At 39.8% G+C, this 15,189-nt stretch carries 14 protein-coding genes; 3 read left to right on the forward strand and 11 right to left on the reverse strand.

Translation table 11 applies throughout. The annotated features are described in order from the left end of the window. Positions 1–81 precede the first annotated feature (81 nt). The 9 genes from E7C97_RS04690 to E7C97_RS04730 all read right to left on the reverse strand — a co-directional run bounded on the left by E7C97_RS04690 (position 82) and on the right by E7C97_RS04730 (position 7,002). Entirely contained in the window at positions 82–684 is a 603-nt protein-coding gene (locus E7C97_RS04690) for a lysozyme family protein (RefSeq protein ID WP_316108306.1), read from the reverse strand. Beyond that, entirely contained in the window at positions 684–1,658 is a 975-nt protein-coding gene (locus E7C97_RS04695; RefSeq protein WP_316108307.1) for a nucleoid-associated protein, read from the reverse strand. Before E7C97_RS04695 ends, E7C97_RS04690 begins: the two co-directional genes overlap by 1 nt. A 7-nt stretch (positions 1,659–1,665) precedes the next feature. Next, complete coding sequence (glyA, locus tag E7C97_RS04700; protein WP_316108308.1) at positions 1,666–2,922, reverse strand: serine hydroxymethyltransferase; 1,257 nt, start codon at positions 2,920–2,922, stop codon at positions 1,666–1,668. 67 nt (positions 2,923–2,989) lie between these two features. Next, positions 2,990–3,421, reverse strand: coding sequence for a GNAT family N-acetyltransferase (locus E7C97_RS04705; protein WP_316108309.1), 432 nt, complete (start codon positions 3,419–3,421; stop codon positions 2,990–2,992). Position 3,422: 1 nt separating this feature from the next. After that, a complete protein-coding gene (locus E7C97_RS04710) occupies positions 3,423–4,025 on the reverse strand; it encodes an L-threonylcarbamoyladenylate synthase (protein ID WP_316108310.1) in 603 nt (200 codons plus the stop codon). After that, entirely contained in the window at positions 4,009–4,845 is an 837-nt protein-coding gene (gene prmC, locus E7C97_RS04715) for a peptide chain release factor N(5)-glutamine methyltransferase (protein ID WP_316108311.1), read from the reverse strand. The genes E7C97_RS04710 and prmC overlap by 17 nt, the downstream gene beginning before the upstream one ends. Beyond that, on the reverse strand, positions 4,845–5,924 hold the full coding sequence (gene prfA / locus E7C97_RS04720) for a peptide chain release factor 1 (protein ID WP_075231774.1): 1,080 nt from the start codon (positions 5,922–5,924) through the stop codon (positions 4,845–4,847). The genes prmC and prfA overlap by 1 nt, the downstream gene beginning before the upstream one ends. Positions 5,925–5,933: 9 nt before the next feature. After that, positions 5,934–6,413: a GNAT family N-acetyltransferase gene (locus tag E7C97_RS04725; RefSeq protein WP_316108312.1), complete on the reverse strand. Its 480-nt coding sequence runs from the start codon at positions 6,411–6,413 to the stop codon at positions 5,934–5,936. Further along, the gene (locus E7C97_RS04730; protein ID WP_153225373.1) at positions 6,403–7,002 is read right to left on the reverse strand and encodes a thymidine kinase; all 600 of its coding nucleotides are present in this window, start codon (positions 7,000–7,002) and stop codon (positions 6,403–6,405) included. The genes E7C97_RS04725 and E7C97_RS04730 overlap by 11 nt, the downstream gene beginning before the upstream one ends. 123 nt (positions 7,003–7,125) lie before the next feature. On the opposite strand from E7C97_RS04730, the gene E7C97_RS04735 reads away from it, so the two are divergent. Beyond that, positions 7,126–7,308 (forward strand): 4-oxalocrotonate tautomerase, encoded by a 183-nt coding sequence (locus E7C97_RS04735; protein ID WP_001117401.1) that lies wholly within the window; start codon positions 7,126–7,128, stop codon positions 7,306–7,308. Positions 7,309–7,430: 122 nt separating this feature from the next. Beyond that, complete coding sequence (gene mnmE, locus E7C97_RS04740) at positions 7,431–8,804, forward strand: tRNA uridine-5-carboxymethylaminomethyl(34) synthesis GTPase MnmE (RefSeq protein ID WP_316108313.1); 1,374 nt, start codon at positions 7,431–7,433, stop codon at positions 8,802–8,804. A gap of 392 nt (positions 8,805–9,196) precedes the next feature. Here the strand turns inward: mnmE and hemH are convergent, their stop codons facing one another. After that, positions 9,197–10,291: a ferrochelatase gene (gene hemH, locus E7C97_RS04745; protein WP_075228569.1), complete on the reverse strand. Its 1,095-nt coding sequence runs from the start codon at positions 10,289–10,291 to the stop codon at positions 9,197–9,199. A gap of 153 nt (positions 10,292–10,444) precedes the next feature. Between hemH and pepT the strand changes: the two genes are divergently transcribed. After that, complete coding sequence (pepT, locus tag E7C97_RS04750) at positions 10,445–11,668, forward strand: peptidase T (RefSeq protein ID WP_075228568.1); 1,224 nt, start codon at positions 10,445–10,447, stop codon at positions 11,666–11,668. 77 nt (positions 11,669–11,745) lie between these two features. Here the strand turns inward: pepT and E7C97_RS04755 are convergent, their stop codons facing one another. Then, a complete protein-coding gene (locus tag E7C97_RS04755) occupies positions 11,746–15,183 on the reverse strand; it encodes a pneumococcal-type histidine triad protein (RefSeq protein WP_398581237.1) in 3,438 nt (1,145 codons plus the stop codon). Between the last annotated feature and the right edge of the window lie 6 nt (positions 15,184–15,189).

Raw genomic sequence — 15,189 nt, forward strand, 5'->3', positions numbered from 1 at the left:
AGACGTTCCTCCTTTTCCTATCTAGGATAGTAGATTAGCCTTAAAGAAAGCTTATAAAAGCACCTAGAATTTTCTAAGTGCTTAAACTAAATTAAAAAATTTAATAATATAGAGATTTAGTTGAACCTGTCTAGAGTAATAATAGTTTCCACCATCCACATAAAGTTCTCCACCTTGAAAGATGGAAATTGGATTGATGTAGCGGTAGGTTTTTCCAGTTGTATTTCCTAATGTCGGCGCAACGGTATCTCTTGAGTATTTCTTGGCTAGGGCAAGGGTATTTTCTTTCCCGTTTTGGGCGATAAAATCAATATAAGCAGGCCCAAAGTTATAGGCCTGTACAGCAGTCCAAACATCTACACCCTTTTCTTGAGCTAAATAAAGATTCTCTGTCAAGGTTTGAATTCCCTGCCGAATACTACTCCTATTGTCAGAAATCGTATTTGTAGTTCCGCTGGCAGACTCACTTGACTGCATCACGTCACTTTCTTTACCTTTGGTTTCGGTATAAATCATGGCCAGGACTAGTTCTTCATTTGCTGGTGTATCTTGCTCACTTAAAACCTCTCGTACCAAGGATTGATAGGTCATGACCTGCTTCACATCCCGATACATATGAAAAAGTTTATAGCCAGTAAATAAGATAAGAACAAGCACCAAGACCCTTCTTATAAATTTAAACATTATTTGCTTTGTATATCCTCGATGTTTTTGATTAAGATAGAGTAGGTACCATTGTCATTTTGGATAAATTCGACCGACTCAGCATCTTGATAAATATTATTGGGTACAATTAATTCAATCCCATTTGACAGAGAAAGTTTTTGGTTTTCAAATTTCTTTAATTGACGACTGGCATCGATTTCATCAAATTGAACTGGCTCTGGCACTGCTTTCTTGACTTGGTCAATAAAGCTAAGACGTGCAGTGAGATTATTGTCAAAAAGGTCATTTGCCAATTTTTCTGGAGACAATTCATTGCTTTCTTCAAGATTGTTAAAAATAGCAGACTTGACCTTAGATTGAAATTGAAAATCATCTGTATTAAATGTTTCAGCAATTCTCTGAGCTGTTTTTTCCAGTTCCTTGATTGACTTTTTAGGTGAAATCTTTGGTTGAGCCTGTATCAGATTCTCAGAAAAATAGTTCAAAAAAGTCCCGTTATACTTGATTCGTTTCTCAATCAGGTGATATTTTCGGCTTTGAAGATTGACCACCAAGGCCTCATCTGCGCCTGTACCAAATCCAGGAAGATTGTTTTGAGTCAGCTTGATTGGATTGTCAACTTCTCCACCGAGGTGGGTCAAGGTCTCACGCAAGGCAATACGTAGAAAAGCAAAATGCTCTACTCCTTCTTTAGAAAACTGCACAAAAATCAAGTCATTGGTCTTGAGATTTTCAGAAATGCTGAATTCCTCTTTCCAGAGATTTGCTAGTGTTACTGAAGTCTCCAATAAATCGTCTGTGATGTGATTGAAGAAGGGATTTTCTTCTTCGAAAATCCCAGTCTTGGCTTCATCTGAATACACACGTTCAATTTTCTTACGTAGGTATTCCTCGATTTTTGGAGTGATATTGAGAAATTTATCCGCTAGAAACAACTCTGTGTCATCAGGGCTGAACTGATGGATAATGGCTTTCTTAATATAAATGTCCATAATAGTATTAGTCCTCATACAATGGGAAGGCATCTGTTAAGGCTTTGACTTCGCTTCTCACTTCTTCTAAGACAGCTTCATTTTCTGCATTTTTAAGGGCTTTAATGATAAGCTCAGCCACTTTACGACTTTCTTCTTCACCAAAACCACGTGCAGTTGTTGCTGCTGCTCCGATACGAATACCACTTGTCTTAAATGGTGACAAAGTTTCGTATGGAATTGAGTTTTTATTTAGGGTAATATTGACCTCATCTAGCAAGTTTTGAGCAACTTTTCCGTTTTCTACAACCTTAGTTACATCAACTAGAAAGAGGTGATTTTCAGTACCACCAGAGACAATACGAAAATCAGGGTCTTGCAAGAAGACTTCTGCCATAGCCTTGCTGTTCTTAATAACATTTGCTGCATATTCCTTGAAGGCTGGGTCCAATACCTCTTTGAAGGCAACAGCCTTAGCAGCAACAACATGCTCTAATGGCCCACCTTGGATACCTGGGAAAATAGCAGAATTAATCTTCTTAGCAAGGTCTTCGTCATTAGTCAAAATCAAACCACCACGTGGTCCACGAAGGCTTTTGTGGGTCGTTGTTGTTGTAATATGTGCATAAGGGACTGGACTTGGATGAAGACCTGCAGCAACCAAACCAGCAATGTGCGCCATATCGACCATAAGTTTAGCACCAACAGCATCTGCAATTTCACGGAATTTTGAGAAGTCAATAATTTGAGAATAAGCTGAAGCTCCTGCTACGATTAATTTTGGTTTTACTTCTTGAGCTTGTTTCAAGATAGCGTCAAAGTCCAAGAGTTCAGTCTCAGGATCAACACTATAAGAAACAAAGTTGTAGGTTTGACCAGAGAAGCTTACAGGAGCTCCGTGGGTCAAGTGACCACCTGCTGCCAAATCCATTCCCATGACCGTATCACCTGGCTCAATCAAAGCCATGTAAGCCGCACAGTTGGCTTGACTTCCTGAGTGAGGTTGGACATTGGCAAACTTGGCACCAAAGATTTCCTTTGCACGTTCAATAGCTAGACTTTCAACGATATCTACTACATCAGTACCACCGTAATAACGACGTCCTGGGTAACCTTCGGCGTATTTATTGGTCAAGATAGACCCTTGAGCCGCCATAACTGCTTTAGAAACGACATTTTCAGAGGCGATTAGCTCAATATTGTTTTGTTGGCGTTCTTCTTCTTTGGCAATAGCATTCCAAAGATCCGCGTCATAGGCTTTAAAATCATCTTTGTCAAAAATCATAGGTCTTCTCCTTTATAGTATGACAGGTCTTTTAGTTTGTTTTTACAACAAGAATATAAAATCCAAACTAAAAAATGCGAATAAACCGTTTCTGCACTTTATCGCAAGTATAACCAACTTTTTCGTAAAATGCATGGGCCCCCAGACGATGGTCTGCAGAATTTAAGCGAATAAAGTTATAGCCTCGTTTTTTTGCTTCTTGTTCCAATCCTTGGAGCAAAGTTTTTCCGATCCCCTGACCCTGTGTTTGAGGCAAAACAGCTAAAGCTAGGATATTAAAACCTGGTTTTGAATAAAGGGATTCATAAACCTCGGCATGAACATAACCAAGTAAGTCATGGCTGGTCGAATCCTCGAAACCCAGTAGGTAGTGATGAGAGTCCTGAGATAACTTAGCTAGTTGACTAGCCGTTTCCTCTAAACTAAACGAATAACCTAAAGCTTCTTTGTTAATCTCACAAATAGCTGCAACATCTCTTGTTTTCAAATCACGTAGCATATTATACCTCCTCAAAAGGAATTGTCGGTATCTTGGCAAGGATATCCTCTCGAGTAATCGCTCCTTGACGTAGAATCTTTACCTTGTCACCAGATAAGTCTAAAATAGTCGAATCCTGACCTGTTAAAAATGCATCGTCTTCAAGTCCCAAGACCTCTTGGTCAAAATCATGAAGAATCTTGTGAAAATTTACTCCACTTGATTGACCTGAGATATTGGCGGAAGGTCCGATTAAGGGACCAAATTTACGAATCAACTCCAGAGTTACTGGATGACTCGGCATGCGAAATCCAACAGTCGTCAAGTCTGAATTGACCCAGTAAGGAACCTTGTCATTAGCTTCTAAGATAATGGTCAAAGGGCCTGGTAAAAAACTTTCAACCAGTTTTTGGAGATAAGCTGGCTGATTCTTAGAAAAGTTCAAGATATCAGCTAGACTAGCGACATTGAGATTGAGTGCTTTGTCTCTTGGACGACGTTTAAGTTGATAGACATGATCAACTGCTTTTTCGTCTAGCGCCTTGGCAAAAAGACCATAAACTGTTTCTGTCGGCAGAACAACTGCTCCACCTTTTTCAAGCTCTTTCTTAATTTTCTCCATCATCAATGACAACCATCCTATCTTGGCCAAATTGATCTTTGAGGGTTCGCACTCTTTTTTCAGGAAGATTTTCCTTAAAAAGAGTAGGAACACTAAAACCTTGCTTGTAGCCAATTTCAAGGTAAATCTTACCACCATCTTTGAGATAGTCTTTTGCATTTTCCGCAATTTTGCGGTAGATTGCAAGACCGTCCTCATCTGCAAAGAGTGCCAGATGAGGTTCTGAATGTAAAACATTCAAACCAACTTCTGACTCATCTCTACGAGAGATATAGGGTGGATTGGAAACAATTATATCATATTTTGAAGAAATTTCAGAGAAACAATCAGATTTTTTTAAAAATATATTAAGATTTTGAATTTTAGCGTTTTTGCTAGCCAAATCGAGAGCATCTTGGGAGATATCGCTAGCTGTGATTGTCCAATCTGGTCTATTTTTAGCTAGAGCAAGGGAGATAGCACCGCTTCCTGTTCCGATATCCAGAACTTTGAGATTTTCCTCTGGATTCTCAGCTAGGATGAGATCCACCAACTCTTCTGTCTCTGGGCGAGGAATCAAGACCCTCTCATCAACCTTTAACTGCATCCCAAAAAATTCAGCATGACCGATAATGTACTGGGCAGGTATATGTGCTACTAATTTCTTGTAGATATCCTCCACAAACTCTTTTTCTTCCTCTGTTACTTCTTGCTGGAGGGCAAAGACAAAGTCTGTAAAAGATAGATTTTTCAGGCTACGATAGACAAAGGAGAGGCTTTCTGCTTCCTCTCCTTGTGCTATCAATTTTTCCTCAAAATCTTTAAACATTTGAGCTAATTTCATTATTTGTTTAATTCTTCTAATTTTTGAGTTTGGTCGTAAAGAACCAAGGCATCCACAACTTCATCTAGTTTACCAGACAAAATAGTATCAAGTTTTTGAAGGGTTAAGCCGATACGGTGGTCTGTCACACGGTTTTGTGGGAAATTATAAGTACGGATACGTTCTGAACGGTCACCAGTACCGATAGTAGACTTACGCTCTGCGTCCTGCTCGTCTTGGGCAATCTGTGCAAAGTGGTCAGCAACACGCGCACGGATAATCTTCATAGCCTTCTCACGGTTTTTCTGCTGGGTACGTTCTTCCTGCATCTCAACCTTGATATTGGTTGGCAAGTGAACGATACGAACGGCAGTCGCAACCTTGTTGACGTTCTGTCCACCAGCACCAGAAGCGTGGTAGATATCCACACGAAGGTCTTTTGGATCAATATCGTACTCTACTTCTTCCACTTCAGGCATGACAAGAACAGTTGCAGTCGATGTATGAACACGACCCTGACTTTCTGTCACAGGGACACGTTGCACACGGTGGGCACCTGATTCGTACTTAAGCTTAGAGTATACAGACTGACCAGAAACCATAGCAACCACTTCTTTAAAACCACCGACACCGTTCATTGAAGCTTCCATAACTTCAAAGCGCCAGCCTTGAGCTTCAGCATATTTTTGGTACATGGTTAGCAAATCACCAGCAAAGAGGGCAGCTTCATCTCCACCAGCAGCTCCACGGATTTCAAGGATGATATTTTTGTCATCGTTTGGATCTTTAGGGAGGAGCAAAATCTTTAGTTTTTCTTCATACTCTTCTTTTTCAGCCTTAGCGTCTTTCAATTCTTGCTTAGCCATTTCTTCCAAGTCCGCATCTCCGCCTGATTCTTTAATCATCTCTTCGGCATCAATGATATTTTGAAGGACTTGTTTGTATTCGCGGTAGGCTGTTACGGTGTCACGTGTCCCAGCTTCTTCTTTGGATAATTCCATGAAACGCTTGGTATCAGAGACCACATCAGGGTCGCTCAGCAATTCTCCCAACTCTTCATAACGGTCTTCTACAGCTTGTAGTTGATCATAGATATTCATTCTTTCTCCTTATTTCTCAATTGTTAAATCGTATATGGCTACTACTTCGTTCTCAAATATTTCCCCAGTTTCTTTAAATCCATAACTGAGGTAACAAGATCTTGCATGTTCATTTTCTGGTTCATAAGACAACCAAAGTTTATTGGATAAACCCGCTGGCGCTGTCCGAACATAGTCTGGCACCTTATCCATAATTGGTTTAAAATATCCTTGATCTTGAAAATGCTTATCAATCATGAAACGAAATAGTAAATAATTTCCATTACTAATTCCGATTTTTTTATCATATGCTAACATCACAAAACCTATGATTGCATCATTATCGTAAACTGCCAATGGAACTACAAAATCTCCATTTTTTGTGTAGACATATGCTTCAGCTAAACTAATTGCGTTAGTAGCAATAAATTGTTTTTGATATTCCTTAACATCCAAATTCAGAACATCAAAATAATTTTCCATTGTAACATCTCTTAGTTCAATTGTCATAGTCTTGTTCCTTTTTGGATGTTATCAGTGGTGCAAAATAATGTTTACGGCAAACCGAGATATAGGTTTCATTGCCACCTATCTGGATCTGCTCACCATCATAGACTGGCAATCCGTCCTGCGTACGCAAGACCATGGTCGCTTTTTTCTTGCAATACTGGCAAATGGTCTTGATTTCGTCAATCTTATCTGCTAAGAGCAGAAGATATTTTGAACCTTCGAATAATTCATTACGAAAATCATTTTTTAAACCAAATGCCATAACAGGTATATCTAACTCATCCACAACACGAGCTAGGTCGTAAACATGGTGACGCTTTAAAAACTGGGCTTCATCAACAAGTACACAGTAAGGCTTTTCAGGTAAATCTCGGATAAATCCAAAGATATCCGTTGTTTCCTCAATAGCAACTGCTGGTCTTTTCATCCCAATTCGACTTGAAACATAGCCAACACCGTCACGCGTATCCAGAGCCGAAGTCATAATCACAACTCCCTTTCCTTGCTCCTCATAGTTATAGGCTACCTTAAGAATCTCAATCGTCTTGCCTGAGTTCATGGTCCCATAACGATAATACAACTGTGCCATGCTTCTATTTCACGTCCATTTCTAAATTTTTGCTACATTCTAGTATACCATATTTTCTCAAAGCTTTAAACGGCAAATTGTGGTAAAATAGAAGAAATCAAATAACTAGTGGAGGACGCAATTATGCCATTTGTACGCATCGATTTATTTGAAGGACGCACGTTAGAGCAAAAGAAAGCCCTAGCTAAGGAAGTAACGGAAGCTGTGGTTCGCAACACTGGTGCACCTCAATCTGCTGTTCATGTCATTATCAACGATATGCCTGAAGGAACCTATTTCCCACAAGGCGAAATGCGCACTAAGTAAAGCTTAAGCAATCTGCTTAGGCTTTTCTTTATAAGTGCCATTCGTTGAATAAAATACTATATTTTGTTACAATTTTAAGAGATATTAGTCAATACAAACAAATAAACTATAAAGGAATTGAAATGATTACACGGGAATTTGATACCATTGCAGCAATCTCCACTCCACTAGGTGAAGGTGCTATTGGGATTGTTCGTTTAAGCGGAACGGATAGTTTTGCCATTGCGCAGAAAATCTTTAAAGGCAAGGACTTGAGCAAGGTTGCTAGCCACACTCTTAACTACGGCCACATTGTTGATCCTCAGTCAGGCAAGGTCATGGACGAGGTTATGGTTGGGGCAATGAAGTCTCCAAAGACCTTTACTCGTGAGGATATCATCGAGATTAACACCCACGGTGGAATCGCAGTAACCAATGAAATTCTCCAACTGGCTATCCGTGAAGGTGCTCGTATGGCAGAGCCTGGTGAGTTTACTAAGCGTGCCTTCCTTAACGGTCGTGTGGATTTGACGCAAGCCGAAGCTGTTATGGATATCATCCGTGCTAAGACTGATAAGGCCATGAATATTGCAGTTAAACAACTAGACGGTTCTTTATCTGACCTCATTAACAATACGCGCCAGGAAATTCTCAATACACTAGCACAAGTAGAGGTTAATATCGACTATCCTGAGTACGACGATGTTGAAGAAGCCACTACTGCTGTTGTCCGTGAAAAGACCTTGGAGTTTGAACAATTACTAACCAATCTCCTTAGAACAGCTCGTCGCGGTAAAATCCTACGTGAAGGGATTTCAACAGCTATCATTGGTCGTCCCAACGTTGGAAAATCTAGCCTACTCAACAACCTCCTACGTGAAGACAAGGCCATTGTTACTGATATTGCAGGGACTACTCGAGATGTCATCGAAGAATACGTCAACATCAACGGTGTTCCACTGAAGTTGATTGATACTGCAGGTATCCGTGAAACAGATGATATCGTCGAGCAAATCGGTGTCGAGCGCTCCAAAAAAGCTCTCAAGGAAGCTGATTTGGTTTTACTTGTCTTAAACGCCAGCGAACCTCTAACTGCCCAAGACCGACAACTTCTTGAAATCAGCCAAGATACCAACCGTATCATCCTACTGAACAAAACTGACCTACCTGAGGCTATTGAAACTCAGGAACTTCCTGAAGATGTCATCCGTATTTCGGTCCTCAAAAATCAAAACATTGATAAGATTGAAGAACGGATTAACAACCTCTTCTTTGAAAATGCTGGCTTGGTCGAACAAGATGCTACTTACTTGTCCAATGCTCGCCACATTTCCTTGATTGAAAAGGCTGTTGAAAGCTTACAAGCTGTTAACGAAGGTCTTGAACTGGGAATGCCAGTTGATTTGCTTCAGGTTGATTTGACACGTACTTGGGAAATTCTTGGGGAAATCACTGGTGATGCTGCTCCAGATGAGCTCATTACACAGTTGTTCAGCCAATTTTGTTTGGGTAAATAAGAAAAAACTAGGTCAAAAAATGCTAGTCACCTAAAAAGAGGTTGGGACAAAACGATCCCGACCTCACTTTTTATTATAAATCATAATTTGACGCGGTAGCTGATTGAACTTTTTGTTCGTCTTTTAGACTCCAAAAAGCTCCTAATCATCCTCGCGGGGCTGGGACTACGAAATCAAGACTTTGTCTATTGATTTCTGTCCCACCGCCTTTTCTTTCACCTTCTAAGTTATATCCTACCTTAGCAGAAATCTGAAACAAACCTTATACTCAATGAAAATCAAAGAGCAAACTAGGAAACTAGCCGCAGGCTGTACTTGAGTACGGCAAGGCGACGTTGACGCAGTTTGAATTTGATTTTCGAAGAGTATTACCAGTTCTTTTCTATTTTCACTTAGTCTTTAGGTAATTTGCCAGCTTTTTCAAGCATTTTTTTGATTAAATAAGGCATCTTGACATTTTCACGACCTTTTTTCTCAATTAATTTTTTGACAAATTCTGGCATTTGTAAGTCTTGTGATTCATCTAAAATATTCTTAGTTTCATCCGAAGGGACTAATTCATCAAAGGTCTCTTCTTCTGGGAGGAATTCTCTAAATTCCTTATGTTCGTTAGCTCGGATAATATTGACCAAGGCATCAATCAAACGAGAATCTGTATTTGGCATTGGTGGACGATGGTAGTTCACCTCCAATTCCTGACACAAGTCATGACATTCCACATCGTTGTCAAACAAGACTTCAATGTGCTCACTGATAAAACTAATAGGCACAAAAATATAATGGTCTGGATGTTCTGTCTGTTCTCTGAGATACTCCAAAACATCTGGCTTAATCCAAGGAATACCAATATCACTTTCGCTCTGCCAAGTGTTGGTATATTGCTCTGGTTTCAAGCCTAATTTTTCAGCAATTAGTTTGCTATTTTCGAAAATCTGGTCGATATAGGGATCACCAAAATCCAAGGCAAAAATGGGCACACTGTGGGCAGAAAAGATGACTTTAAAGCTATCCTGTTTCACCTTTTCTTTTAAAATCCTAGCAATTTCATCTGTCCAATAGTTTAAGAGGGCTTCTTCTTGATACCAGTCCTTAATAACTAAAAACTGAATTTGTTTGCTTTCCAAAAACTTTTCATAACCCATGACAGAGTAAAAGGAATAGTGTGGCTCCAAAATCAAGCAAATACACTTTTCAATTCCATCTGCTTCCATTTGCCGAATCACATCTGGAATAAAAGGGGTTGAAAATTTATTGGCAAAATAGACACTATATTCTTTTCCCAATCTAGCATCTACCAAGGCAACTTCTTCACGGGTAATTTTTTGTAGTGGAGTTCCTCCAATTCGAACATAATTATCATAAAGTGTTTGAATCTCGTGATCTTGAGGTCGAACTCCACGACGAATGTTGGTAAAAAAGTCGGCTACTCCTTCAAAGGTAATCTCTTCTGGAGAACCAAATGTCATCATTAAAATCGCTTTTTTCATCTCTGCATCCTTGTGATATTTTTATCTTTTTTATTGTATCACTAAAACAGCCATAAGTAAACGCTAACATAAGAATGTTACTCCCTTCTGACTTTTGTTTTTCTCTTCTTTCTATGATACAATGGTTTTAAAAGAAGGAAAAAAGGAGTTACGATGAAATATCCAACATTGTTGGAGCGTTTTTTGACTTATGTCAAAGTCAATACACGTTCTGATGAACATTCAACTACTACACCAAGTACCCAAAGTCAAGTAGACTTCGCAACCAATGTCCTCATCCCTGAGATGAAACGTGTCGGTTTGCAAAATGTCTATTATTTGCCAAACGGTTTTGCTATAGGTACTCTTCCAGCTAACGATCCTAGTTTGACTCGTAAGATCGGCTTTATCTCCCACATGGATACAGCTGATTTTAATGCTGAAGGTGTTAACCCGCAAGTTATTGAAAATTATGATGGTGGCGTTATCGAGCTTGGGAACTCTGGTTTCAAACTAGATCCAGCGGATTTCAAGAGCTTAGAGAAATATCCTGGCCAAACCTTGATCACTACTGATGGAACTACTTTGCTCGGGGCTGATGACAAATCTGGTATCGCTGAAATCATGACAGCTATCGAATACTTGACTGCTCATCCTGAGATTAAACACTGTGAAATCCGTGTCGGCTTTGGTCCTGATGAAGAAATCGGTGTTGGTGCCAATAAATTTGATGCAGAGGATTTTGATGTTGACTTTGCCTACACTGTAGACGGCGGGCCTCTCGGTGAACTTCAGTATGAAACATTCTCAGCTGCAGGTGCCGAACTTCACTTCCAAGGTCGTAATGTTCACCCAGGAACAGCTAAGGGGCAAATGGTCAATGCTCTACAGTTAGCAATCGACTTCCACAATCAACTTCCAGCTGGTGACCGACCAGAATTAACAGATGGTTACCAAGGTTTCTACCATCTCATGGATGTAACAGGAACTGTTGAGGAAGCGCGTGCTAGTTACATCATTCGTGACTTTGAAAAAGAAAACTTCGAAGCACGAAAAGCTGCTATGAAAGCTATTGCTGACAAAATGAATCAAGAACTTGGTAGCGATCGTGTAGCCTTGACTTTGACAGACCAATATTACAACATGAAGGAAGTCATTGAAAAGGATATGACTCCAATCACCATCGCTAAAGCAGTCATGGAAAGTCTTGATATTGCACCAATTATCGAGCCTATCCGTGGAGGAACAGACGGTTCTAAAATTTCCTTTATGGGAATTCCTACACCAAATATCTTCGCAGGTGGTGAAAATATGCACGGACGTTTTGAATACGTTAGTCTACAAACAATGGAACGTGCTGTTGATACAATCATCGGAATTGTAGCTTATAAAGACTAAAGAGATCGGGAAAAAATTCCCGACCTCTTTTTTTATCAGCATCCTACTTTTGACACGATAGTTGTCTGATTTTTTTATTATTCTGCTACTTTTTCTCTTGTTTCTGGAGATGTAGTTGCAGGAGTTAAGGTTGACTCAGCTTGTTTATCATTTGTTTCTTTATTGGCTGTTTCAGTGCTAGCTTCAGCTGGCTTGACTTTGGATTGAAATTCCTGGTTTAATGAGACAATTTCTTGAGCAAGAGCTAGAAGAGCTTGCTTGTCTTTGCTTGCAGCTGACAATTTATCAAACAAGGCATCTACTTTTTCAAAGTCCGCATCAGAACCATTATTCACTTCCAAATAAGTATGAAGGGCAATGACACCATTATAAAGTTTTTGGTAAAGAACTAAAACCTCTGGGTCTTGGTTGGCATTCTCACGTTCAGTCTGAATGGTTTGTGAAATACGCTTCAGAAGGTCTTGGACTTGAGTGTTTAGTTCATCAAGGTCTGCGTCCTCTTTATCTAGAGCAGCTTTCAGATTTTTCACTTCATCAGCAAGTGAAGCTTTAACTCCCTCTTCTTTGACTTGAGCCACTAATTCTTCAGCTTTTGTTAAAAGTTCTTCTACTTGACCTTTTCGAACATGATTACTTTGTTCCTCAGGCTTAATATCATCATACAAACCTTTCAAAAATTCATAGACTGCCGTTTTAGCACTGTGACCATCCACTTTTTCAGTATCTAAAATCGTTTCAGAAGGCTTATGAGCAACAGCTTCATTCTTCACTGCTTCTTCTACCTCTAATTTTGTTTGATAGATTTCAGGGAAGAGTTTGTTCAAGTCAGTCGCCTTAAGGAAGGATTGTGACTGATAAAGGGTCCAAGTTAAGTTGGCAACCTTATTTCTAAGAGTGTCATTTAAACGACCATCTGACAGATGTTGATAGAAATACTTAATGTACTCTACTGTTGTAACTCCAGTACGATCATTAAAGTCTTGAAGAGCTTCTAGTTTAGCTTCGACAGCATCTAAACCAGCCTCATCTTGAGCCAATTTATTTTCTTGGAGTTGAGCCAAGAGATCCTTTTTAGGGAGTCCATAAGCATCTGTGTCTAAGGTATTAATCTTATCTACTAAAGCTTGATATTTCTTGTCTAATGGACTGATTTCTGTTGGTTTTACACTAGAGTCAACGTGGATATACTGCTTGTCAAAGAGATCTAAAGCAGCCAGATAACCAGCTGTTGAGTTGGTTGAGAGCTTCTTCATATTTTCAGAGAATTGTCCCAAGGCAAGCTCAATTTGTCTTTGCAGACTTGGTTTATCTTTATAAAGTTCGCGACTCTCTGCCAAGAGTTGATCAATCTTATACTGGACTGCTTTTTCATCAAAAGCACCAGGTTGGTAAGTTGACTGTAATGCAGGAATTTTGTTTTTCAAAGCCACTTCATAGCCTTTAGTTTGTACTTTGATGTAGTGATTATGATCACCGTGAGGAATGACGAAGCTACCATTTTCAACCTGCAAACTATAAGGAGAAACGCCATCACGAAGAGCGGTTGTATAGAGTTCGTTTAGGAAATCAAGTTCTGGGTCCCCAGTTACTAGTGGAATACGAACGTGTTCCTTACGAACTGCATAAGGGTGAATGTGAGTTGGGTCATAAGCCTGGTCTGGATTTCCAAATACAAAGAATCCATTTGAAATTCGGATAGCTTCAAGCGGAACACCATAGGTTTTAGAGATATAAGCTATCTTTTCTTCATCGCTGGCATCTCGAGAGAAACTTTCTACAGTCTTGGCAAGAGGTTTAACAGGTTCTGCCTGATGGTGACCATGCAGATGCTCTTGCGCTGCCTTAATCTGCTCTTTAGTTAAATCTTTTTTAAAGAAATAGTGGGCATGATCTCCATGTGAAACCACAAAACCTTGCTCATCCTCACTAATCACTCGCTCAGCTACAAATCCATGATCATGTTCATCTTCATGATGCTCGTGTTTCACTTCATTCTCTTTATGAGTGTTTTGATTATCTTTTGGAACTGCTGTTCGGCCATGACCATGCAGATGCTCTTGAGCTGCCTTTATCTGCTCTGCTGACAAATCTTTTTTAAAGAAATAGTGGGCATGATCTCCATGTGAAACCACAAAACCTTGCTCATCCTCACTAATCACTCGCTCAGCTGCAAAGCCATGATCATGTTCATCTTCATGATGCTCGTGCTTCGCTTGGTCCTCTTTAGGAGTGTTAGGATTATCTTTTGGAACTTCTGTTCGGCCATGACCATGCAAATGCTCTTGCGCTGCCTTTATCTGCTCTGCTGACAAATCTTTTTTGAAGAAATAGTGAGCATGGTCCCCATGTGAAACTACAAAACCTTGCTCATCTTCTCTAATCACACGCTCAGCGGCAAAGCCATGATCATGTTCATCCTCATGATGGTTCTTATGACTTACATTTTCATGATCACGCTGAACTGTTGGTTTATTTTGATTTTCTAACGGCTTTGTTAGTGTTAGGGCACCGCCAAGTGGTATCAAACGAGCAATTCTTTTCTCCAAAGCAGACATACTACTATAAGGAATGAAATGGTAGTGATTGCCGTGTGGAATCGCAACTCCTGATGGTGTTCGACTGGTAATTTTAGCTGGGTCAAATACCAAACCATCAGATTCTTGATAGCGTTGACTAACTGGTAAAGCATATAACTGAGCAAGAAGACTTTGGAGACTATCCTCTGGATCTACTGGGATGCTTGTTGCTGGGCTATCGGCTTGAGAACTTGGTGTAACACTTGGATTTGGTTTATAATCCGTCAAACTTGGTTGACTTCCTCTTCCAGCTAGATAGGCTTGAGCTGCTGCTAATTCACTTGAAGATAGGGCACTCTTTGGAACGTAGTGATAATGCCCACCGTGAGGAACGATATAAGCATCCCCTGTATCTTCAATAATATCTGCAGCATTAAAGACATAACCATCATCCGTTGTATATCGGCCTTGTGCTCTGGCAGCAAGAACTTCCTCACTTGCACTACCACTATCTGATGTGTGTTCTTGTTTTTGCTGCTCGATTTGTTCTTTGGTGCGAATATTATCAGCGTGACTCGCATCTTTTAGATAGACATAGTATTTACCGTCCACTTTGATGATATAGCCACCTTTAATCTCATTGACAATATCTTGATCACGCAACTGATAGTTCGGATCTTTCATGACCAGTTCTTCGCTAAAGATAGCATCATAAGGCACCTTTCCATTATAGTAATGGAAATGATCGCCGTGGGAAGTCACATAACCTTGATCAGTGATCTTGGTAACAATCTGTTCAGCTTCTATTCCTTCCTTCTTGCTAACTTGATCTGGTGTCAGAGATTCATTCTTCTTAGCTTCAGATCCTTTACCGTCAACATAGGATACACGATTATCATCTTTTTTCTCAGGTGCTTGATGTTGATTCAAAGCATAAACGCAGACACTTAAAGCAAGGACCACTGCAGATCCTGCTAGATATTTTTTATTAATCTTCATAATCTC

Source organism: Streptococcus sp. (genome assembly GCF_032481935.1).
In the GTDB taxonomy this organism is placed as follows: domain Bacteria; phylum Bacillota; class Bacilli; order Lactobacillales; family Streptococcaceae; genus Streptococcus.

Coding starts and splice junctions, on each gene's coding strand:
- E7C97_RS04690 (WP_316108306.1), bottom strand. CDS start 684: ATGTTTAAATTTATAAGAAGGGTCTTGGTGCTTGTTCTTATCTTATTT.
- E7C97_RS04695 (WP_316108307.1), bottom strand. CDS start 1,658: ATGGACATTTATATTAAGAAAGCCATTATCCATCAGTTCAGCCCTGAT.
- glyA (WP_316108308.1), bottom strand. CDS start 2,922: ATGATTTTTGACAAAGATGATTTTAAAGCCTATGACGCGGATCTTTGG.
- E7C97_RS04705 (WP_316108309.1), bottom strand. CDS start 3,421: ATGCTACGTGATTTGAAAACAAGAGATGTTGCAGCTATTTGTGAGATT.
- E7C97_RS04710 (WP_316108310.1), bottom strand. CDS start 4,025: ATGATGGAGAAAATTAAGAAAGAGCTTGAAAAAGGTGGAGCAGTTGTT.
- prmC (WP_316108311.1), bottom strand. CDS start 4,845: ATGAAATTAGCTCAAATGTTTAAAGATTTTGAGGAAAAATTGATAGCA.
- prfA (WP_075231774.1), bottom strand. CDS start 5,924: ATGAATATCTATGATCAACTACAAGCTGTAGAAGACCGTTATGAAGAG.
- E7C97_RS04725 (WP_316108312.1), bottom strand. CDS start 6,413: ATGACAATTGAACTAAGAGATGTTACAATGGAAAATTATTTTGATGTT.
- E7C97_RS04730 (WP_153225373.1), bottom strand. CDS start 7,002: ATGGCACAGTTGTATTATCGTTATGGGACCATGAACTCAGGCAAGACG.
- E7C97_RS04735 (WP_001117401.1), top strand. CDS start 7,126: ATGCCATTTGTACGCATCGATTTATTTGAAGGACGCACGTTAGAGCAA.
- mnmE (WP_316108313.1), top strand. CDS start 7,431: ATGATTACACGGGAATTTGATACCATTGCAGCAATCTCCACTCCACTA.
- hemH (WP_075228569.1), bottom strand. CDS start 10,291: ATGAAAAAAGCGATTTTAATGATGACATTTGGTTCTCCAGAAGAGATT.
- pepT (WP_075228568.1), top strand. CDS start 10,445: ATGAAATATCCAACATTGTTGGAGCGTTTTTTGACTTATGTCAAAGTC.
- E7C97_RS04755 (WP_398581237.1), bottom strand. CDS start 15,183: ATGAAGATTAATAAAAAATATCTAGCAGGATCTGCAGTGGTCCTTGCT.